This window comes from Rhodoferax sp. SPJ4 (assembly GCF_058216275.1).
This window is the reverse complement of record NZ_JBYZMN010000002.1, coordinates 681,004-702,014: the sequence shown is the minus strand read 5'-3', so window position 1 is coordinate 702,014 and position 21,011 is coordinate 681,004. Positions and strand designations below refer to the sequence as shown.

16 protein-coding genes are annotated in these 21,011 nt (G+C 59.8%); 9 read left to right on the top strand and 7 right to left on the bottom strand.

Annotation, left to right across the window (positions count from 1 at the left end; all coding sequences use genetic code 11):
- Positions 1–119: 119 nt before the first annotated feature.
- From AC4BAR_RS10760 to AC4BAR_RS10730, 7 genes are all read right to left on the bottom strand, one after another.
- Positions 120–911, bottom strand: a complete 792-nt coding sequence (locus tag AC4BAR_RS10760; protein ID WP_490627855.1) for a hypothetical protein — start codon at positions 909–911, stop codon at positions 120–122.
- A 196-nt stretch (positions 912–1,107) separates the two neighbouring features.
- Positions 1,108–2,526, bottom strand: coding sequence for a hypothetical protein (locus AC4BAR_RS10755; protein WP_490627854.1), 1,419 nt, complete (start codon positions 2,524–2,526; stop codon positions 1,108–1,110).
- A 225-nt stretch (positions 2,527–2,751) separates the two neighbouring features.
- Positions 2,752–3,405 (bottom strand): hypothetical protein, encoded by a 654-nt coding sequence (locus AC4BAR_RS10750; RefSeq protein ID WP_490627853.1) that lies wholly within the window; start codon positions 3,403–3,405, stop codon positions 2,752–2,754.
- Positions 3,360–3,716 (bottom strand): DNA-binding protein, encoded by a 357-nt coding sequence (locus tag AC4BAR_RS10745; RefSeq protein ID WP_490627852.1) that lies wholly within the window; start codon positions 3,714–3,716, stop codon positions 3,360–3,362. The genes AC4BAR_RS10750 and AC4BAR_RS10745 overlap by 46 nt, the downstream gene beginning before the upstream one ends.
- Positions 3,717–4,006: 290 nt before the next feature.
- Positions 4,007–4,333 carry a hypothetical protein gene (locus AC4BAR_RS10740; RefSeq protein ID WP_490627851.1) on the bottom strand — a complete coding sequence of 109 codons (327 nt, stop codon included), beginning with the start codon at positions 4,331–4,333 and terminating at the stop codon, positions 4,007–4,009.
- A 321-nt stretch (positions 4,334–4,654) separates the two neighbouring features.
- A complete protein-coding gene (locus tag AC4BAR_RS10735) occupies positions 4,655–6,133 on the bottom strand; it encodes a site-specific integrase (RefSeq protein ID WP_490627850.1) in 1,479 nt (492 codons plus the stop codon).
- 356 nt (positions 6,134–6,489) lie between these two features.
- Positions 6,490–7,068 carry a hypothetical protein gene (locus AC4BAR_RS10730; RefSeq protein ID WP_490627849.1) on the bottom strand — a complete coding sequence of 193 codons (579 nt, stop codon included), beginning with the start codon at positions 7,066–7,068 and terminating at the stop codon, positions 6,490–6,492.
- An 811-nt stretch (positions 7,069–7,879) separates the two neighbouring features.
- Here AC4BAR_RS10730 and AC4BAR_RS10725 point away from each other — a divergent pair.
- Genes AC4BAR_RS10725 through AC4BAR_RS10685 form a run of 9 tightly spaced genes read left to right on the top strand, consistent with a single transcriptional unit; the run spans position 7,880 to position 21,011 of the window.
- Positions 7,880–8,197, top strand: coding sequence for a hypothetical protein (locus AC4BAR_RS10725; protein ID WP_490627848.1), 318 nt, complete (start codon positions 7,880–7,882; stop codon positions 8,195–8,197).
- A complete protein-coding gene (locus tag AC4BAR_RS10720; protein WP_490627847.1) occupies positions 8,194–9,702 on the top strand; it encodes a type IV secretion system DNA-binding domain-containing protein in 1,509 nt (502 codons plus the stop codon). Before AC4BAR_RS10725 ends, AC4BAR_RS10720 begins: the two co-directional genes overlap by 4 nt.
- Positions 9,702–12,293, top strand: a complete 2,592-nt coding sequence (gene mobF / locus AC4BAR_RS10715) for a MobF family relaxase (protein WP_490627846.1) — start codon at positions 9,702–9,704, stop codon at positions 12,291–12,293. Before AC4BAR_RS10720 ends, mobF begins: the two co-directional genes overlap by 1 nt.
- Positions 12,294–12,327: 34 nt before the next feature.
- Positions 12,328–12,615 carry a methylation-associated defense system helix-turn-helix domain-containing protein MAD1 gene (mads1, locus tag AC4BAR_RS10710; RefSeq protein WP_490627845.1) on the top strand — a complete coding sequence of 96 codons (288 nt, stop codon included), beginning with the start codon at positions 12,328–12,330 and terminating at the stop codon, positions 12,613–12,615.
- Positions 12,612–14,744, top strand: a complete 2,133-nt coding sequence (locus tag AC4BAR_RS10705) for a type I restriction-modification system subunit M (protein WP_490627844.1) — start codon at positions 12,612–12,614, stop codon at positions 14,742–14,744. Before mads1 ends, AC4BAR_RS10705 begins: the two co-directional genes overlap by 4 nt.
- Positions 14,741–16,042 (top strand): restriction endonuclease subunit S, encoded by a 1,302-nt coding sequence (locus AC4BAR_RS10700; RefSeq protein ID WP_490627843.1) that lies wholly within the window; start codon positions 14,741–14,743, stop codon positions 16,040–16,042. Before AC4BAR_RS10705 ends, AC4BAR_RS10700 begins: the two co-directional genes overlap by 4 nt.
- Positions 16,039–17,352 (top strand): AAA family ATPase, encoded by a 1,314-nt coding sequence (locus AC4BAR_RS10695; RefSeq protein ID WP_490627842.1) that lies wholly within the window; start codon positions 16,039–16,041, stop codon positions 17,350–17,352. The genes AC4BAR_RS10700 and AC4BAR_RS10695 overlap by 4 nt, the downstream gene beginning before the upstream one ends.
- Positions 17,353–17,982 (top strand): HNH endonuclease family protein, encoded by a 630-nt coding sequence (locus AC4BAR_RS10690; protein ID WP_490627841.1) that lies wholly within the window; start codon positions 17,353–17,355, stop codon positions 17,980–17,982.
- Complete coding sequence (locus AC4BAR_RS10685; protein WP_490627840.1) at positions 17,979–21,011, top strand: type I restriction endonuclease subunit R; 3,033 nt, start codon at positions 17,979–17,981, stop codon at positions 21,009–21,011. The genes AC4BAR_RS10690 and AC4BAR_RS10685 overlap by 4 nt, the downstream gene beginning before the upstream one ends.

Here is a 21,011-nt window from a genome sequence, read left to right as displayed (position 1 = left end):
GTGTCGATACCCCACCAGTACCAGTACACCGACTTCTGTCTCGAATCGAATCACCCGCACGTAGGCTTAACCGTCGAACCAGCCACTTTCGCTGATTTCCAGATTCACGGCCCTCGTAATCAATCCAGCCCATCTGAATCAATGACTGGAGACACCGACGCCAGGGGCGCCTGGCTGGCCTCGTCCTTGAAATAGGCCAGCGATGGCAGCGGTACGGACTTGGCCAGGGCCATCCACAGTGCGAAAGGCAGGTCAGCCACGGCACGCATGGGGGCGGGGCGGGCCACCACCAGGTGGTCGGGCTGGGCAATCATCACCCCGCAGACAGCAGGGATCTCGTCTGGCTCAGCAATCGGCTGCCCTTTGCGGTCACAGCCCAGCACGTACCAGCACTGGCCACCAACGTCCAGGTAGCTGTCGCGCTTGTCCTGGCATTTGAAGTCACCCAGCAGGTCGGCCCGGCTGACCTTGATCTCGTGCACCGTGGGCTCCAGGTAGCCGGCGACGGTTGTGTTGCGGATGGAGAAGACGTCGGGTTTGCAGCCTTTCCAGCGGGGGGCGGGAGGCGCTTCACCGTTATGGTCGACCGAATCAGGCAATCGGGCGCGAACGCTGAGTTGGGTCCAGACGATGCGGCCATCGCGCAGCAGGGTTTCTGCGATGCGGTGAACCAGGGCTTCGTGGGCCGACAAGGCCTGGCGGTTGGATTGGGCGGACTGGGCAATGCAGGTGATGCCAGCATCGGTCACGCGCAGAGTCTCGGGGCCCTGGGTGGATGGGAGGCGTTCCAGCAGGCCGGCGGCCAGCAGTTCGACCTCAATCACGTCCTGCACTGGCCAGCCGGCTGAGCGGTAGGTCTCGCGCAGGCGGCGCAGGTGGGTACGGGTGAGACTGGCTGGGGTTGGGGGCATGTGGCGAGCAATTTTGCGTCATATCGCCCTATCCCTAGATTACAAAAGAGTTCTTGCCCTCCCGCTCGAACGCCGTTTCGAGCTCAATCACCTTCCCCCCCGGTGCAATCGGCCAAGGATCGCCCAACAGAGCATGTGTACTTGGCCAAAACTCCCCAACCCAGGCAGTTTTGAACATGCTCAGACAGGCGTTGCCTCATTGAGCTTTGAGCTTTTTGCTCGCCTTTTTCTTCGCGAGAATGAATTCCAACCCACTGCGATCCCGCGGTTTGACCTTTCGAGGGACTTCGAACCGTGCGATCGTTGTAAGGTCGACCTTGGGCTTGCGCTTGCCGCCGCCCCGAATGCCATACCCAGCTTGGGTATGCGCCACGGAGTGGCCCATCGCAGCAGCGATATCCACCGGTTCAAAGCCAGAAACTCGCAACAAGGTTGGTAAAGCGTGCCGGTAAACGTTGGCCGTCACATAAGGCACTCCCGGCAGTGCCTTCTTACTCGCGTCCTGCATCTTGTTCCGCAGCTGGTCGACATTTTCGATTTGAACCAAATAGGTGCCGTGGTTGGCTGTGGCGGCGCGCCAGCATTCTGGCATCAAGGCAATGGGCAGATGAATGACGCGCCACTTCTGGCCAGCGTCTTTGGTGACCTTCGAGCCGCGACGCACTTTCAGGGAAAACCAACCAGGCTGAGACAGCGAAATCTCAACACCTCCCACCAACTCAGAGGGTCGGCAGCCAATGCGTTCCATCACTAAAAGTGGGTCGTTGAACTTGGTGCCCAGCAACTCCTGTCTCATTCGGGCTTGCCAGTCCACATACACCTTCGCGATTTTGATCAGGTCCTCTTTTTTGCTTTTTTTGGGTTTACGCTGCGCACCCCTGACTGCACAGAAATCCTCCTGTGACCACTGCCCGATGACCTGATGGGCGTTGACGCAACGCTGAAGTTGTTCACAAAGGAATTGCCACTCCGATGTCGTCCCATGGACTCTTTGGTGCATGTCCTGTTCAGCCAGAAGTACTGCGATGCATTCACGGAGTTTCCAGCGCACAGCCGACCGGTTGCCGCGAAATGTACTGCTGTTGTTGACATGAGCTCCAAGCGCCCGCTTCCAGAAATCGATGTTGTAAATCTCGATGACTTCTGACAATGCCTCGAGCATGTGATCGGTTTTTTTGGTGTAGTCGTCCTCGCTTGACTTTGATATGGGCCGCTTCTTGAAATTGCTCATAAGCGAACGAGCCTCGCTCACATGCTTGTAAGCCAAGCACCGCTCGGACAAGTCCACCATCTTGAACTTCGATGAATCGATCTTGACCAATTGCGTCAACCACAAATCCATGTTTTTGTCATCGAGGTCGGCCTCACCTGTTTCTGCGATGGTTATCGGTTGAAGCACGGTTTGAGCCAGGAAATCCTGTGCGGTCATGGCTCGCTGGATCTCGATTTCGTCCTTGTCTTGCATCGTCCTATCCTCGATTTCGTTGATAACTCGATCGCGATTCACCCATTTCGAAACCGCGTTGAACCAAAAGCGCTGCTTTTGGTGTGCCGCTGCCGACCTCAGCAACCGCCCTACCAGAAACGTCGGACTACCGTCCAACGTCTCTGTCATGCCGCTTGCTCATGCCGTCCTCGGCAGGGCACTTTGCTACGCATCCCTCCCCCTGCGGTGGAGGTACGTGCCCCGTTATCGCGCCGGATCGCTGTATCCAGCCCTGATACATCGATCCGTGCGCGATAACGGTCAAAGTCAATCTCGGTTTCGATCTCTGCTCACACACCCAAGCATGCGTTTCCATGCTGCTCTGGGCGTTCTAGGCAGTTCGGTCAACCACGATCAGCTCTCGCGTCGAGTAATCTCCCGCTCCAGTTGCCCCTCCGTCCGGGCCAACTTTTCCCTGCACTCACCGCCTGCTTTCTGACTCTCCTTCAGCTGGCGAGTCAGCTCTGCTGCCTTACTTTGATGGTGCTGCGCCTCTTTGAGGCTTTGTTCGTGCTCGGTCTCGGCTCTCGTACAAGCCTCGGTCTTGGTCATCAATTGCGCCTGGGTTGATTCGAGTTTTTGCTTCGTCTGTTCGTGCGCCTCTTTCTCGCTGCGGAGCTGGCCGGTCAATTCGGCATTCATTCCACGTTGATCGACAAGCTCCTTTTCCGATGTGATCACCCGTTCACGCTGCTCTTCGATGGCTTTAATCTGGTCTGCACACTGGTCCAACAACTTGTCGCGCTCGGCCCTGACAGAAATGAATCGATCCTCCGCATCCATCAACTTCTGCTCCAATTTCTGAATGCTGAGCTTGTAGGTCATGATCTGGTCCTGCGCAGACTTCAAATCGCCTCGGGTCAGGGTGTGTGCACTGGTCTCCTGCTCCAGCCGCCCTTTCAACCCATCCAAATTCACACGCAGAGCCTCCTTAGCAGATTCCCCATCAGTTTTCGTCTGACTCATCGCATCCATGAGGGCCATAGACACACGCTGTTGCTGCTCCATTCGTTCGTCTCCACCAAATGCGCTTGCCGAAGCTCTGACGTTTTTTCTTTGACGTATTGGGCCAAAGACTTGTACATGTAGTCGGGCAGATCCCTATCCGCCATCGCTTTTTTTCTTTCTGGTCGAATTTCGTCGATAAGCCTGTTGACTGTCGTCGAAGATCCACCCACCATGTCGATGACCGCACGTCCACTCAGAGTCAAGCCTTCACCCTCCAGGAACTCAATAGCCTCCTTGACGTTGTCTTTCGTGGCCACGGGTTCCCTTCCGACTTTTTTCGGCTGGCGCTCTTTGATCGGTTTGTCGTCCATGTCTATTCCTATAGTTGCCGAATTGAATTTCATTGCAAGTGAACGCAATGAAATTCAATTCCAGGTTTTTTGGTAGTGATGATTCGTATGTCTTAATCAAAGCGCAGCCAGTGGTGCTGTCTCACAACGATGCTGAGCGGGTACACACACAGACTGGTGCAGCGTCGGGACTTGGCCTGAGCGGGCTCGCCCATTCCCTACCGAATCCACAAACCAGATCTGGTGGCGGAGCACACCAGGGTTGGATATGTCCTTCAAGACAGGTACCCTCTGGATAGACAAAACGAGATTCACCGGCATCGGTGAATGCGTCGTGCGCGGCTTTCGAGCTCTTTGGCAGTGAGCCAGTTCAAGACATCGTCCCGGCTGTAGGTCACCGTATTGACCAGGCGGATCGGGATGGGGTACTGCTTGCTCCCCATGGGCGCTTCATCGTTTTGAAGCGTCTTCACTTCCTTCCCGATCAGCGTCGCGAAATCCTCGCGGCTCAAATAGAGGCCCTTGGGGATTTCGCTTTCGAGACGCGCTCTGATGGCGTCAAATTCGGCTTGCTGAGCCTCCGTCAGCTGCAGCGCCTCGAGCCCGATCCAGGGTCGGGGTTCTTTGGTTTCGTTCATGATCACGCACCTTAAAAGTTAAAGGGTGCGCGCTTGGTCATTTATAGCTAGATACGTTCCGGGATTCAGCGCGTATGTAAATACTACCTGCGATTCATCGGCTCCGGGTCCTTAAGAGCACCGTTTGAGCTGTTTCACTTTGGGTGTTTAAAACGGTCCCTGCATGTGCTTTCACCTCTCGAATCAGATGCACCCAAGCCGACGAGCCAGGATGATCAGGGGTCCAGCGCACTGCTGCGTATCCGAAAGAGACGATCTCAAGAGGCTCCCACCCTAACTTCTCACCAAGCTATGCAACGGTGACACCACTACCCTGCCCCCTCATGTCGGATCTCCTTTCTTGTATTGACGGCCGTGAAAGGAGGTATCGAACCGGTTGACGAAATTGCCCGCCCGCTTGTTGTAGTAGCGCTGGAGCATGCGTGGGTCCGTGTGGCCCGTCACTGAACCGATTTCGGAGTCTCGCAAGTCTGTCTTCTCGAACAACCGGCTGGTGGCTTCATGCCGAAGGTCGTGGAAGCGCAGATCGCGTGATCCCGCACGGTTGCGGGCACGGATGAAGGCCAACTTCACAGCGTTGGCCGAGTAAGGAAACACCCTCTCCGAGGTGTTCGGCTGTGTCTTCAAAATACGTATGGCTCTTAGCCTCAGCGGCACTATGCGCTCCTTCTTGTTTTTGGTGAGCCAGCCAGGCAATTGCAGGTATCGCTCCTTCAGGTGCACATGCTCCCATTGCAGCTTCAGCAGCTCGCCGCGACGCAACGCGGTTTCCTGAGCCAGACTGACCAACGCCCACAGCCGAACCCGCGGTTGCAGCCTGAACTTGATCCGCGGGCGGCTTTGCGCGCGCCATGCCCTCTCCTTCTGCCGAGCCTCGCTGACCTTGGCTTTGTGGGGCTGGAACCACCACGGGTAGCGGCAGGCCCTGAGCAGGGCCTGCTCCTCCGTCTGTGGCATCTGCATCCAGGCCACGACCCAGTCAGGAACCTCCCATCCACCGGCTGATGGCGCTGTTGGCGCCAGGGTGGCGGCCTCCAACGCAGTGTTGGCATTCGCCGCTGCCGCTCGAACGTTGTCCTGGGAAAGCGATTTCCGCTTGCTTCGGCGCTGTGTCGTGGCGGTCAAGGGTTGAGGCGTCGAGCAGTGGTGATCAGCCAAACGCCGACTCCGCTCATCCCCAGGCTGTGGGACAGGTCGTTTCACCAGCAGGCCAGAGGCCACGTTGGCGGCCAGGTGCACATCCCACTCACGCCGTGCCAAACCAATCACCCGGGAGATCAGCTCGAGCTCCTTCTTCACCGTGGTCCCTTTGACTTGAGTGAGTCGCAGTTCACGGTGCGCCGCGATGTGCGATGCCGACAAACCACTCATGCGCACGAGGGTCCATGATTGCCTGGCAAGCGCTCGCAGACGACAACGTTCGGGATCGTTTGTATCCTTTGCCTTGAGCGTTTCCGCCTCGTAGCGCAGGAGCAACTGGCTGAGGCTCATGCCATCGGCCACGCGGTGGTCGACGAACTGGCGTTTGGCAATCTCGCCCTCCTTTTCGCGGGCCCACTGCTCTGCATCGGACTTGCGATCGAATGTCTTGGAGAAGTCAGGGGCACCGACACAGCGGATGCGGGCAAGCCAGACCGTGGTCGTCTTCTCAACGACACGCACGCCTGCCCTGCCCTCGGCCTCCAGGGCGGCGGCGTACTTGCGTGCCGCAGGCTCCAGCTTGAAGCTGCGGTTACTCGCGTGATGCTGGGCGCAGACGACGTGCCATTCGGCCTTGGTGCGAGGTTTGAAAGTAGCCAATCGGGTCTCCTTGAACGCGGTCAAAAACCGGGATCAAGGTCCATTGGCACAAAAGTGGCACTGAAGTGCCAGCGCTTAGTTCCAACCGGATGTTTCGGGATCGGTTGGGAACCTCGGGACAAGAAAAAAGCCTCACAAATCAACGATCTGTGAGGCTTGAATCTTGGTGGGCGGTGCAGGGTTCGAACCTGCGACCCCTGCCGTGTGAATCAGGTCGCTCCTCCAGGGAGAACACCCGACTCCAGGGTCTCTCCTCGAAAAACAGCTCTTTGAGAATATCACGACACGATTAAACGTAGCTCCACGTAGCTGTGCTGATGACCCAAATTTGACCCCGCCTTTCCTCCCTTGGCTGCCTATGACGCGAGATCGCGGGCCAAAGACCTCATCTCTTTGACAAGATCCTCGACCCAGACGCCCGTTTGCGCCTTCGCGTTCGGGCCGTCACCATAAATGCGACTCATCAGGTCCTGAACGCGGAAGACCAATCCCGCACCGTCATCCATGAAAGCCGTCATGAGCAGGTTTCGAACAGGAAGAGGAATGTCGGAAATCGAAGCCTTGCCGCCTTCCAACAGCGCAGATGCCTGTCTCAGCGCCTGCTCCAGGTCAGCGAGCGCCGTCAGCGACTCGTAGGCTGCCCTGAGGACGTCCTGGCGTGAGTCTCCCTTAAGGTGTGTAGATAGCTGAAGCAGGGAGCCTTCACTTGATTGCAAGTCCCGGAAAGCTCCGTCTTGCGCCGCTGGCTCAATCAGTGCCAATGCAAAGACCAAGGTGTAACAACAGGAAACCTTGTCTTCAAACCCATCATCATCCAAGCAGATCTTGCCGGTTCCAAGCTCGTGTAGGAACTGCATTGCCTCGTTGAAAGACGCGGCGGTATCGGCATCGATCAGATGCTTCGAGGCGGCCCAGTCAGCCACCTCAATGGCCACTTGCTTACGGCTAGACGCAAACGCGCTGTCACCGTTCTGAACGTCGCGCCAGCGTCGCCATGTCTTTCCGGGATCCGCTCCGGACCCGTTCAAGCTCGACAAGCCAGGCAGGAGTTGCTCTTGCACTGATGTAGTGCTTCGAGGCCTTGACTCCCATTCAAGCTCCAAGCGCCGACAAAGCAGCCCGCCAATCGCACGAAAGACGCTACGGACTGGCTCATGGCCGAATGCGGGATCGCCCCTCATGGGAGCTTGCCCAGCAAGTTGCCCACAAACGACCAATTTGTTGTCCGTTGTTTCACTGCTACCGCTTCCATCATTCCATCGACTGCTACGAGCAACTACGCAGATCAGTCACACAGAGATGGAAATTATGCCGAAGCAATCACAAACTACGTACAGCCTAGCCCAGCGGGCGGAGATCCTTCGAGCCCTGCATGGGCTTCCCGCTGAGACCTTGATTGGCCCGGAGGAGCTCGCGGTCCTGACCGGACATCAAGTTGCGACCATCCGCCACAGCCGCGGGCGCCTTCACCATCAGCTGCCACCTCGTGTCGCAGGCCTAACCTTGATGCGTTGGCGTCTCGGCGACACCCTCGCTTGGCTCCGCGAGCTCAAGACCGTGGAAGGGGAGTCCTGATGATGCCCCATCCACCACTGAACACATTCGGGAAGACCAGTGATTCGACACACCGGACGCAATCGTCCGATGTGCCAAAAACCCGCACGGGTGCTCGCTCTCCAGCGAATACACCCTATTCGGCCGGCAGCAGCCAAACGTAATTTCTTCAAAGGCATCAGGGAGTTACACATGGCCAGCAAGATCATCACGCTGCGACTTCCGCGGTCAACGTACGACGCACTCGCCGCCGCCGCTGCGGTGGCTGGGCTTCCGCTCTCGGTGTATGTGCGCGGCAAGATCGACCGAACAGAGCTCAGCGCCACACTCGAGACATTGATCGAGGAGGTTCGGAAGAGCACCTCGACATCGTCAGCAGCCAACCCGCGTACACCATCGCGCGAACGCGAAATCCTGCTGCTTGTACGCACGATGGCGGCACACCTGAACCCACAGATCCCGGGCGCTGTCGCTGCGAAGCTGCGCGCCGAGGCGGAGGCCCGGAAGTGAGGCTCCTGGCTCTCTTCCTGCCCCTCGCCACGGGAATCGGCTCAGGCGTCGCCGTATGGCTTGGCATCCGAGGCGTGATGTTCGTCGAGCAGCCGAGCGCACTATGGCCGGCGCTGCAACAGTTCTGGAATGTCGCGCACGCTTCCCAGGGTCGTGTCTGGGCGTGGATTCCGATAGCGTTCGGTGTTGCGGTGGCGCTGATCGTTCTGAATGCGGTATCCGACGCGATGGATCAGGGGCGCCGCAACCGGCGGGGAAGCAGTCTGCTGCAATCCAAGTCCATGGCCAGGCTCACGCGACAGCCGCGTAGGCGGGGCGTCCAGGTCACATTGGCTGGCATCCCTGTACCTCTTGAGGCGGAAACCACGCACGTCTTGATGGTTGGCTCGACAGGCACTGGAAAGAGCAACGCACAAAGCGAACTGCTCGCAGGCGCTTTGGCTCGGGGCGACCGCATGATCATCGTCGACCCGAACGGCGATGCGCTGGCCCGATACCTGCGGCACGGCGATCGAATCCTGAACCCGTTCGATGCACGGGGCGAGGGGTGGTCAGTCTTCAACGAGGTTCGCAACTCGTCGGACTACGAACTCATCGCCAAATCTGTCATTCCTGGTTCAGTGGGTGAGGACGAAACCTGGCGCGCCAAAGCCCGGACCTTCCTAGCTGATCTTCTGCAAGAAATGATGGCGCGCGGCGACGAAGCAACTGGCTCACGGCTACTGTGGTGGGCTGCAGAGGCTCCACGCGACGAGCTCCAGGTCCTTCTTGCAGGCACCAGCAGCGCGGCGCTACTCCAACCGGACGCCGGACGCCTGCTGGACTCTGTGAGGGGCATCCTGGCCGGATACCTGCGGCCTCACAGCAGGCATCCCTCGGGCAAGTTCTCGATCAAACACTGGCTCGCTGAAGAAAGCGGCAGCCTGTTCGTGACTTGGCGAGACGACCAAGTTCCCGCCCTTCGTCCGCTGATCAACTGCTGGGTAGACCTGCTCATCAGCACTTCGCTGTCAAGTACGCACGGCGGGCGTGCGCTCTGGCTCTTCCTGGACGAGCTGGGTTCACTGGAGCAGCTCTCGAGCTTGGAAGCTGCGTTGACCAAGGGGCGAAAGCACGGGCTGCGGGTCGTCGCGTGCCTCCAGTCGACTTCCCAGCTGACGACCTTGTATGGGCGCGCCGGCGCCGAAACACTGCGGAGCTGCTTCCGGACCTTGCTGGTTCTCGGCGGCAGCCCCACGGACCCTGATACCGCTGAGGTCATGAGCCGAGGACTGGGAGACGTGGAGACCGACGAGCTTGCGGTTTCCGTCTCGAGGGACGGCACCCGCCGAACAACCTCAGAGTCTCGACAGATCAAGACACGCCGACTTGTGATGGCCGCAGAGATCCAGAGTTTGCCTGTCAATCATGGGTACCTCAAATTTCCAGGCGATCTGCCCGTCGGCGGAGTTACGGTCCGCCCCCCAAGCGTGCCAGCGAAACATCAACCATTCAGGGCTCGGTGATGCTGTCCATCTCAAACGTTCAGAACACAAGGGCAGCGGCCGAATACTACGAAGTCGAGGATGACTACTACACAACTGCAGGCTCAGGAGCAACAGGAAAGTGGAGTGGCGCCGGAGCAGCTGCGCTGGGTCTTTACGGCCCAGTGGAGCAAGAGGCTTTCGCAAGAATGTTGGCGGGAAAGCTCCCAGACGGGAGGTCGATCCATCGTGCAGCAGGTGGACATCGCGCCGGCGTTGATCTGACCTTCTCTGCTCCGAAAAGCGTCTCAATTATGGCGCTTCTCGCAGGGGACGAAAGGCTCATGGAGGCTCACGCCAAGGCAGTTGAAATGGCCTTGCAAGCTGCAGAGCAGCGCGCCGGGTTCAGGTTGACATCGGAGGGGGTGACGACGCATCAGCGCAGCGGGAACCTCGTGGTAGCGCAGTTCCCGCATGAGCTCAGCCGGGCGTGCGATCCACAGCTTCACACTCACTCGGTTGTCATCAACGTGACGCAACGATCTGATGGCGAATGGCGTGCACTGGACAACGAGCCCTTGTACAGGGCAAAGATGCTGCTCGGCGCGATCTACCGCGCCGAGCTCGCCAACGAGCTGCGGGCCCTGGGATACGAAATTCAAGTAACCCACGCCGATGGGCGATTCGAACTGGCTGGCTTCGAACCAGCGGTCATCAAGGCCTTCAGCCAGCGGGCGCAGGCGATGGAGGAGCACCTGACTTCACGGCGTACCCCCGCTCAAAGCTTCTCGGCCCTGGAGAAGAAGCAGGCCGCAATTGCGACGCGTGTTGCGAAGACCGACGTGGACCGAGAAGCGCTCGGCGAAGCCTGGCGGCTGCGTTTGGCCGAACTGGGTGCGGAACTACCAACAGTACCCGTGGCCCAACACGAGCCCTCTTCCAGCCCCTCAAGGCACGCGACTCTGGCCGTGGACCAAGCGATCAATCATCTTTCAGAACGCGAAGCTGTTTTCACCCAGGACGACTTGGTGCGAGCTGCGCTTCAATTCGGTACAGGACGGACAATCCATGCGGAGGTTGCCAGCGATGTGCAACAGCGAATGGCCGCCGGAACCTTGATCTCTTCTGGTGCGTTCATGACGACGCCGCTACTCCAGCAGGAAGAGGCGGCACTCTTGGCCGCAGAGTCGACTGAGCGCAATACGCTTCAGAGCCTGGTGAGTGGCATTGCCCTTCGGCCAAGTGGAATGCCACTCTCTGAAGAGCAAGCAACAGCGATCCATCATGTGCTGGCTTCGCGAAGTCGGGCCATAGGCATTGTCGGCAAGGCAGGCACCGGCAAGACAACGACGCTTTCGACAGCAGCCGAATCTCTCAAGGCTGCCGGCATCAATGTCTTTGGCGTAGCACCGAGCTCCAGTGCGTCTAGACAGCTTGCCGAAGCCGGCATGCCGACCGCAACAGTTGCCGCCCTCCTTCACAACAGGCTGGGAGCGAAGGTCGGCAAGGGTGGCGTGCTGATCGTCGATGAGGCTGGCATGGTTTCTACCAAGCAAATGGCGAGCCTGATTGCAAGTGCTCAGGAGTTTGACTTCAGGCTCGTGCTTGTGGGCGACCCAGGACAGTTGACGGCCATCGAAGCCGGCAAGCCGTTTGCCCAGCTCATCGCAGCGGGACTACCTACAGCCTCGCTTCGCGAGGTATATCGCCAGCGGGATGCGGATCTTAAGCGGGCAGTCGAGCAAGCCTCGACGGGCGAGATTCATGGTGCGTTGACCACCATCAAGCATCGAATCAACGAGGTGCCCGCACGCGGTGAACGGCTTGAGGCGGTGGCGGCGGCCTACGCCAAACTGTCGCCCGCGCAGCGCGCTGAAACCATCGTGGTTTCGGGCACGCGTGCTTCCCGGGAACAACTGAACCTGCTGATTCGCGCAAAGCTAGGGCTGCGGGACGATGGACCGAAAGTGCGCACACTGGAACGCAAGGATCTGACCAAGCAACTCGCTGCGTCAATCACGTCATACGAGGCCGGTGATGTTGTCATTGCCGATCGGAACTACCCTTCTCTGGGGCTCCGCCGTGGAGATCACGCCGCTGTGGTCAAGGTGAACGATACGAGCGTCATCCTGTCCAATGCGAACGGCGGTCAGGTGGCCTGGAGTCCCGCTCTCACGACGGGTCTGACGGTCCATAGACTCGTCGATCGTTCGATCGTCCCCGGCGACCTGGTGCGAATCACCGCAAACATGCACTCGGACGGACTGGTCAACGGCGACCAGTTGCAGGTGGTCCAGGTTGACCATGAGACCGCCAGCGTTACGGTAGCGTTGTCCGACAGCACGACCAAGAAACTGTGTCTCTCCAGGCCCCTGCCAATCGATCACGCGTATTGCCGCACGGTCTATGCCAGCCAGGGGGCGACGTGTGAACGCGTCTTTATCGAGGCTGACACCTCGAGCCTGACGTCAAATCAGGGCACGTTTTACGTCGCACTCAGCAGGGCGCGATCAGAGGTGGCGATCTTCACCGATGACGCCGACTACCTTGCTCCTGCGATGTCACGGTCGCACGCGAAGTCCTCCGCACTCGATCTGAATGCTCAGGCGCCTGAGATCGAAGACAACCTGTAGCGGAAGCCGCCCCAAGGTGCCATAAGCGGGCAGCATGCCTCATGCCGAGGCAGACTTGGCCAGTCTTGGCAAGCTTCGGGCAATCTGCGATGATGCTCACATGACAAAGACGACGGCCCCCGAGGCCGACGAAATCCTCACCCTCGAAGAGGTTGCCGCCTATCTGAAAGCGGGCAAGCGCACCGTTTATCGCTTGGCGCAGGCCGGCGACATTCCGGCCTTCAAGCTGGGCGGCACTTGGCGCTTTCGGCGGTCAGAGCTTGACCGCTGGATTGCTTCCGAGATCGTGTCGGCGACCCATAAGAAGAACCTTCCTAAATGACCAGCGCCAACTTCCAGCAGCTCGCCAACTTCATCTGGTCCGTCGCCGACCTGTTGCGCGGCCCTTACCGTCCTCCGCAATATGAGCGCGTGATGCTGCCGCTCACGGTGCTGCGCCGTTTCGATGCCGTGTTGGCGTCCAGCAAGGAAGCTGTGCTCAAGCGTCACGCTGAGCTCAGCGCCAAGGGTCAACCGAATGTTGACGCCATCCTCAACAACCTGGCCAAGGACGAAGACGGCACGCCGCTGGGCTTCCACAACCACAGTCAGCTCGACTTCTACAAGCTCAAGGGTGACCCGAACAACATCGGTCGCCACCTGGCCGACTACATCGCCGGTTTCTCCGAGAACATCCGCAAGATCTTCGAACGATTTGACTTCGACAAAGAGATCGAAAAGCTCGAAGAATCCAACCGCCTGTACCAGGTGGTTTCTCAGTTCGCCGAGATCGACCTGCACCCCAAGCGCGTCGACAACATCACCATGGGGCTGGTGTTTGAAGACCTGATCCGGCGCTTCAACGAGGCTGCTAACGAAACGGCCGGCGATCACTTCACCCCGCGTGAAGTCATCCAACTCATGGTGAACCTGCTGCTGGAGCCCGACACCAGTGTGCTCACGCAGGCTGGTGTCATCGTCACCATCTGCGACCCGGCCTGCGGCACCGGCGGCATGCTGGCCGAAGCGCAGAACTGGATCCGCGCCCACAACGATCAAGCCACGGTCAAGGTCTTCGGGCAAGACTACAACCCGCGCTCGTATGCCGTGGCGGCCTCTGACCTCTTGATCAAGGGTCACAAGGACGGCCAGGTGGTGCTGGGCAACACCCTCACCGACGACCCGTTTCCGGACCATCGCTTCGACTACCTGCTGGCCAACCCGCCATTCGGCGTCGACTGGAAGACGGAGAAGAAGACCATCGATCGCTGGCCCAATTTCCGAGGCTACAGCGGCAAGCTGCCGCGGATCAACGACGGTGCCTTGCTGTTCCTGCTCTACATGATGAGCAAGTTCCAGGACCACAAAGCGGGCGACCGCGACAAGCCCGGTTCGCGCACCGCCGTGGTATTCAACGGCTCGCCGCTGTTCACTGGCGGTGCCGGCAGCGGTGAGAGCGACATCCGCCGCTGGATCCTCGAGCGCGACCAACTCGAAGCCATCGTCGCCCTGCCCGAGCAGATGTTCTACAACACCGGCATCGGCACCTTCATCTGGGTGGTCACCAACCGCAAGGAGGGGCACCGAAAGGGCAAGATCCAGCTCATCGACGCCCGCGAGCGATACACGCCAATGAAGCGCAGCCTGGGCGACAAGCGCCGCTACCTGGACCAAGCGGCGCTCGATGCGGTCACCCGCGAACACGGCGCGCTGGAAGACAGCAAGACCAGCCGCGTCTTCGACAACACCGACTTCGGCTACCGCCGCATCACCGTGCTGCGCCCGCTGCGGCTGCGCTTCCAGATCACCGATGAAGCCCGCGAGCGCTTCCTGAACACCTGCCCGGAGCTGTTCGATGCGCTGCAGGCGGTGCAGGACGAGCTCGGGTCCGAACCACTGCTGGACTGGAACAAGGCCTGGGACGCCGTGCAACAGGTGTTCAAGAACCTGCCCGATGACGTCGAAGGCTGGGCCAAAGGCGCCAAGGGCACGGCACAGAAGAAAATCTTCCGTGACTGCTTCACCGTGCCAGACTTCGATGCCGCGCCCGTCATCGCCAAACACCACAAGGTAGAGCAGCTGGACCGCGCAGCCCTGTTCCCGGGTCAGACCCTGCCCCTCGGTCTCGGCAAGGAAGATCTGTACGGCCTGCTCGGCCTGCACGCCGATTTCAAGGGCAAGCACATCGAGTACGAAGCCGACCCAGCGCTCAAGGATGCCGAGAACATCCCCTTAAAAGAAGACATCGTCAGCTACGTGCTGCGCGAGGTGCGCCCCTACGTGGCCGACGCCTGGATCGACCGCGAGACGCTGGACGAGCAGGACGGCGGCATTGGCAAGGTCGGCTACGAGATCAACTTCAACCGCGTCTTCTTTCAGTACCAGCCGCCGCGACCGCTGCACGAGATCGATGCCGAACTGGCTGGCGTGGAGCAACGAATTCTGGAGTTGCTGCGGGAGGTGACGCAGTGACAATTTCAACTGCTGCCGCGCATACTGACGCGTGGGTACCTGCGCGCTTGAAGTTCGCTGCTCCCCTGCGCAATGAACGCATGTCCGCCAGTTCTGACCATGCTGACTACCTCGGCCTTGAGAATATCGAGTCTTGGACGGGCAGGATCATCGAAGCTGAGTCGAAGCCGAAAGACACGACTGACGAGCACGCGGGTCTCTCCAACGTATTCAAGGAAGGTGACGTGCTGTTCGGCAAGCTTCGCCCGTACTTGGCGAAGGCTTGCCACGCGCCGCGCGACGGCGTCTGCTCCACGGAGCTGCTCGTCATGCGGCCCGCTGAATCCCTTCATCCCAGGTTCCTGCTCTATTCGCTGCTGAAACCAGACTTTGTGGGGGCGGTTGATGCGTCAACCTTCGGAGCAAAGATGCCTCGCGCCAGCTGGGACTTCATCGGTTCGCTCGAGATTCGCCTTCCGCCCATCGAAGCTCAGTCGATCATCGCCAACTATCTAGACCGTGAAACCGCCCGCATCGACGGGCTGATTGCCGAGAAGGAACGCATGCTGGCGCTGTTGGAAGAAAAGCGTGCTGCTCTCATTAGTCGCGTTGTTACCCGCGGCCTTCATAACAACGTCGCACTCAAGCCTTCCGGTCAGGCGTGGCTGGGTGAGATTCCGGCGCATTGGAGATTGGAGCGCCTGAAGTTTCACCTTCTTGGCCTTGAGCAAGGATGGTCGCCGCAGTGTGATAACTACCCAGCAGAGCCGGATGAATGGGGAGTTCTCAAGGTTGGAGCAGTCAACGCTTGGAATTTCGATCCAGCAGAAAACAAGCGTCTTCCTGATGAAATTGAGCCGCTTCGTGAATACGAAATAAAACAGCATGACGTTCTCATGAGCCGCGCGAATACGACGCAGCTGCTGGGAAGCGTTGTCCATGTGCATGAGATTTCTTCAAAGCTCTTGCTATGTGACAAGCTCTATCGTTTAAACGTCAATGACGATGAGCTTGACCGCGAGTTCCTTGTTGCTTTCTTGCGTGCCAGCCCTGGACGTTTTCAGCTAGAACGCGAGGCGTCCGGCACCAGCGGCTCTATGCAGAATATTGGTCAGGACACGGTACAGAACGCATGGATTGCGCTCCCGCCAATGGATGAGCAGAAAGCAATTTCCCGCTACATCACAGATTCTTTGGCTGAATCCGAGGTGATGGATGCGGCCTTACATAGGACTGTTGATCTGCTGAAGGAGCGCCGCGCTGCGCTGATCACCGCTGCTGTCACCGGCCAGATCCCGCTGGAGGCAATGACCGGATGAAGCTGGAAAGCCTCTCCCTCGCGCACTGCGGTGGCTTCGAGCAGCTCGACATCGCCTTCGAGCCCGATGTGACGCTGATCGCCGGCGTCAACGGCGTAGGCAAGTCCACCGTGTTGCATGCCCTGACAGTGCTGCTGTCGCGGGCACTGCCGGAATTCACGCCTTCGCGTTCGGCCCCGCTGTACTTCACCGATGACGATATCCACGGTGACAAGGGCTCGTTGGAGGTGTCCGCCCGTATCCAGATCGATGGGCAGACCATCAATGCCGGGGTGCAGCGCCTACGGGCGGCGGAGGAGAGAGGCGATCGCGTCGTGCTGCTGCGACAGGCTGAAGTTGCCACCGGCGCCACTGATTTCGCCCAGGCGCTGAATGCGCGCACGCTGACCGGTGAACTGGAAGCGGGCTTGAAGGAAACCCGCACCGCGCTGGCGGCCCTGAAGAGCGCGGCCCATCCGCCGCTGGCGGTGTATTTCTCGCCTAAACGCCAGTTGCCCGGCCAACCGCGCAGCCTGCCGGAGGCCAAACCCTTCGACCCGTCCATCGCCTACGGTCGTGCCCTGCACGATCGCGAGGTGGAACTGCGCGAGTTCATGCATTGGTTCCGCACCCAGGAGAAGCTGGGCGCGGCCAGTGAGCCGCGCCGCCTCAAGGTGCTGGATGCGCTGCGGACTGTGGTCAGCGATCTCGTGCCCGAGTTCAGCAACCTGCGTATCCAGGAGCAACCGCGCCTGGGCTTCGTGGTGGACAAGCGCGGACAGCCCTTTTACCTGCATCAGCTGTCCGACGGCGAACGTGGCCTGCTGGCCCTGGTGTTCGACCTCACCCGACGCCTGGCCATCGCCAACCCGGACAGCGACAACCCCATCGCCGAGGGCGTGGCACTGGTGATGATCGACGAGATCGAGCTGCACCTGCATCCCAAGTGGCAACGCGATGTCTTACAGCGCCTGCGCGACATCTTCAAGGAATGCCAGTTCGTGGTGACGACCCATTCGCCCCTTGTGCTGGGCGAGGTGCCGGCGCGCTGCGTACGCTTCCTCGAATTCGTGAATGGCAAGGTGGCCGTGACCGAGCCCACCGAGGCCTATGGCATGGACGCCAACCGCATCCTGCAGGAGTTCATGGGCGCGCCAGTGCGCAACCGGCAGGTGGACGCTGAACTGAAAATCCTCTTCGAGCTGATTGACAAGGAGCATTTCGACGAGGCCCGTGCCGCAATAAGCGCACTTGAGCGCAAGCTGGGCGAGGACGAACCCGAGTTGACCCGGGCCAGTTCACTGATCCGCTTTCTGGAGGGTGCCGAGTAGATGCGGACCATTCAGAAGGGGCCGGAGCCCGCCACTTTGACCAAGCATCGCCAACAGCCGCATGCCGACTATGAAAACTACGCCGACAAGGCCACCTTGCGGCAGGCGCTGGTGGCGGAGCAGCGCGGCCTGTGCTGCTACTGCCAATCGCGCATTCAGGCCACTCCCGGCGGCATGAAGATTGAGCACTGGGAATGCCAGGCCGACCACCCGGCGAGGCAGATCGACTTCAGCAACCTGCATGGCGCCTGCCTGGGCGGGCACGGCCGTCCCGAGCGCGAGCAGCATTGCGATACCCGCAAGGGCAACAATGGTCTGTGTTTCAGCGTGTGCGACCCCGCTCACCCCATCGAGCGGCAGATCCGTTTCCTGGGTGACGGCAAGATCAGCGCGGACGATGCTGCCATCGACCAGGATCTCAATGCGGTTCTCAACCTCAATCTGCCGCGCCTGGTAAGCAATCGCAAGGCAGTGCTCGCAGCGTTTCAGCAGCGCCTGCAGGACGGACGCCGTGTCGACCCAGCACGCGAACTGCCGAAGTGGGACGGGCGTGAGCCCGGCGAACTACCTGAGTTCGCGCAGGTCATCGTCTATTGGCTACGAAAACGACAAGCAAGAGCCGCCGCATGAAGCGCACGAGCGAAGCCGCTTTTGAAACTGCCATTGAAGCGGTTCTGCTTGCTGAGGGCTACTCGAAGGTCGACGCAAAGGGCTTCGACCGCGAGCGGGCCGTGTTCCCTGAAGAGGCGCTGGAGTTCATCCGTGCCACCCAAGGCAAGGTGTGGGAGAAGCTAGAGGCCTTGCACGGCGAGCAGACTGGCGAGCGGGTGTTGGAGTCACTGTGCAAGTGGATGGATACGCATGGCACCTTGGCCACCCTGCGCCACGGCTTCAAGTGCTTCGGGCGCACCCTGCGGATTGCGTTCTTTCGCCCCGCCCACGGATTAAACCCAGAGCTGGAGGCGCGCTACCAAGCCACCCGCCTAGGGCTGACCCGTCAGTTGCACTTCAGCCCGAAGTCGGAAAAGTCGTTGGACGTGGTGCTGTCGGTCAACGGCATCCCGGTGGTGACGCTGGAACTCAAGAACCCCTTGAGTGGCCAGACAGCGGCAAATGCGATCCACCAGTACCGCCACGACCGCGACCCGCGCGAACCCATCTTCGTGTTCACCAAGCGCGCGCTGGTGCATTTCGCTGTGGACACCGAAGAAGCACACATGGCCACGCGCCTGGCCGGATCATCCACCTATTTTCTGCCTTTCAACCGCGGCATGGATGGGGGCGCAGGCAACCCGCCCGACTCCGAGGGCCGCAACTACAAGACGGCCTACCTATGGGAAGAGGTGTTGCAACGCGACAGCCTGCTCGACCTGCTCGCGCGCTTTCTGCATCTCGATGTGGAAGAGAAGACCACGGACGATGGCAAGAAGCTGCGCAAGGAGAGCCTGATCTTTCCGCGTTATCACCAGCTGCAGGCAGTACGCCAAATAGTGGCAGCCGCCGCGAGCGAAGGGGCGGGGCACAACTATCTGGTGGAGCATTCGGCCGGCAGCGGCAAGAGCAACACCATTGCCTGGCTGGCGCATCGCTTGTCTAGCTTGCATAACGATCGCGACGAGCGGCTGTTCGACAGCGTGGTCGTCATCACCGACCGGGTGGTGCTGGACCGCCAGCTGCAGAACACCATTTACCAGTTCGACCACCGCCAGGGCGTGGTCCAGAAGATTGACGAGGACTCGCGCCAACTCGCCCAAGCCCTTGAAGACGGTGTGCCCATCATCATCACTACGCTGCAGAAGTTCCCCTTCGTATCCGGGCAGCTTGCGAAGTTGAGTGAAGAGCGCGGCGAAGGGGGTAAGAGTCATCTGCCCGCGCGAAAGTACGCGGTGATCATCGACGAAGCGCACAGCTCGCAGTCGGGCGAAACAGCGACTGAACTCAAGGGCGTTTTGGGCGGCGCTGAGCTTCGCCGCAAGGCCCTGGAGATGGCGGAGGAGGAAGGCGAAGTCGAGCTAGAGCGGCTGTTCCGTTCCATGGCCAAGCGGGGCCATCAACCGAACATGAGCTTCTTCGCCTTCACCGCCACACCCAAGCACAAGACCCTTGCGATCTTCGGCCGTAGTGGCGAGCCCTTCCACCGCTACACCATGCGCCAAGCCATCGAGGAAGGCTTCATCGAGGACGTGCTCAAGAGCTACGTCACCTACAAGACCTACTACAAGCTGATCAAGAAGGCTGAGGACGACCCCAACGTCGAGCGGAAAAAGGCCGCCAAGGCGCTGGCGCGCTTCATGCGCCTGCATCCACACAACATCGGCCAAAAGACCGAGGTGATGGTGGAGCACTTCCAACAATTCACGCGGCACAGGATCGGCGGACACGCCAAGGCGATGGTGGTGACCGGCTCCCGGCTTGAGGCAGTGCGCTACAAGCAGGAGTTCGACCGCTACATCCAAGAGAAGGGCTACCCGATCAAGAGCCTGGTGGCCTTCTCAGGCACGGTGGAAGACGACAAACTCCCGGAGACGTCGTATACGGAGGCTGGGATGAATGACGGCCTCAAGGAGAAGGAGCTGCCCGACACCTTCGCTAAGCCGGACTTCCGCGTGCTGCTGGTGGCCGAGAAGTACCAGACCGGGTTTGATCAGCCTTTGTTGCACACGATGTACGTCGACAAACGGTTGGCCGGCATCCAAGCCGTGCAGACGCTGTCGCGCCTGAACCGGACGCACCCCCTGAAGGACGACACCTTCGTGCTCGACTTCGTCAACGACCCCGCAGAGATTCAGGAGGCCTTCCGCCAATATTTCGAAGGCTCGGTCATGGGGGAGGAAGTCGACCCCGACAAACTGTACGAGGTCAAGGCGGAGCTCGACGCATCCGGCATTTATCTGCAGACCGAAGTTGACCAGTTCTCTCAGGTCTTCTTCGCGCCAAAGCGGAGGCAGAGCCCCAGCGACCACAAGATCATGAACGCGGTGCTCGACCAGGCCGTCGCCCGCTTCAAGCAGCTTCAGGATGCCGAGGAAGAGGAGGCTGAGCTGTGGCGAGGGAAGCTGCAGGCCTTCCGAAACCTGTACGGCTTCCTCAGCCAGGTGATCCCTTACCAGGACAGCGATCTGGAGAAGCTGTTCACGTACCTGCGTCACCTCGCTCTGAAGCTGCCCAAGCGCAAGAGCGGACCGGGCTACCAGTTCGATGAGGAAGTTGAGCTTGACTACTACCGGCTGCAGAAGATCAGCGAAGGGTCAATCAGCCTCAACGAGGGCTATGCGAAGCCACTCGACGGGCCACGCGAGGTGGGTTCGGGACTGGTGCGCGAAGAGCATGTCTCGCTGTCGCGGCTGATCGACATCATCAACGAGCGCTTCGGCGGTGAGCTGAACGAGGCCGATCAGCTCTTCTTCGACCAGATCGCCGAAGCCGCGAGTCAGAGCGAAGCGCTACAGAAAGCGGCCGAAGTGAACTCGCTCGACAAATTTCAGCTGGTCTTTCGTCAAGTGCTGGAGTCACTCTTCATCGAACGGATGGATCTGAACGAAGAGCTTTTCTCCAACTACATGGGAAAGCCGGACATGCAAGAGCTGGTGTCGAAGTGGTTGGGCAGCCAGGTCTACGAGCGGTTGTCGCCCAAGACTGGACGGAATCTGGGGGCATAG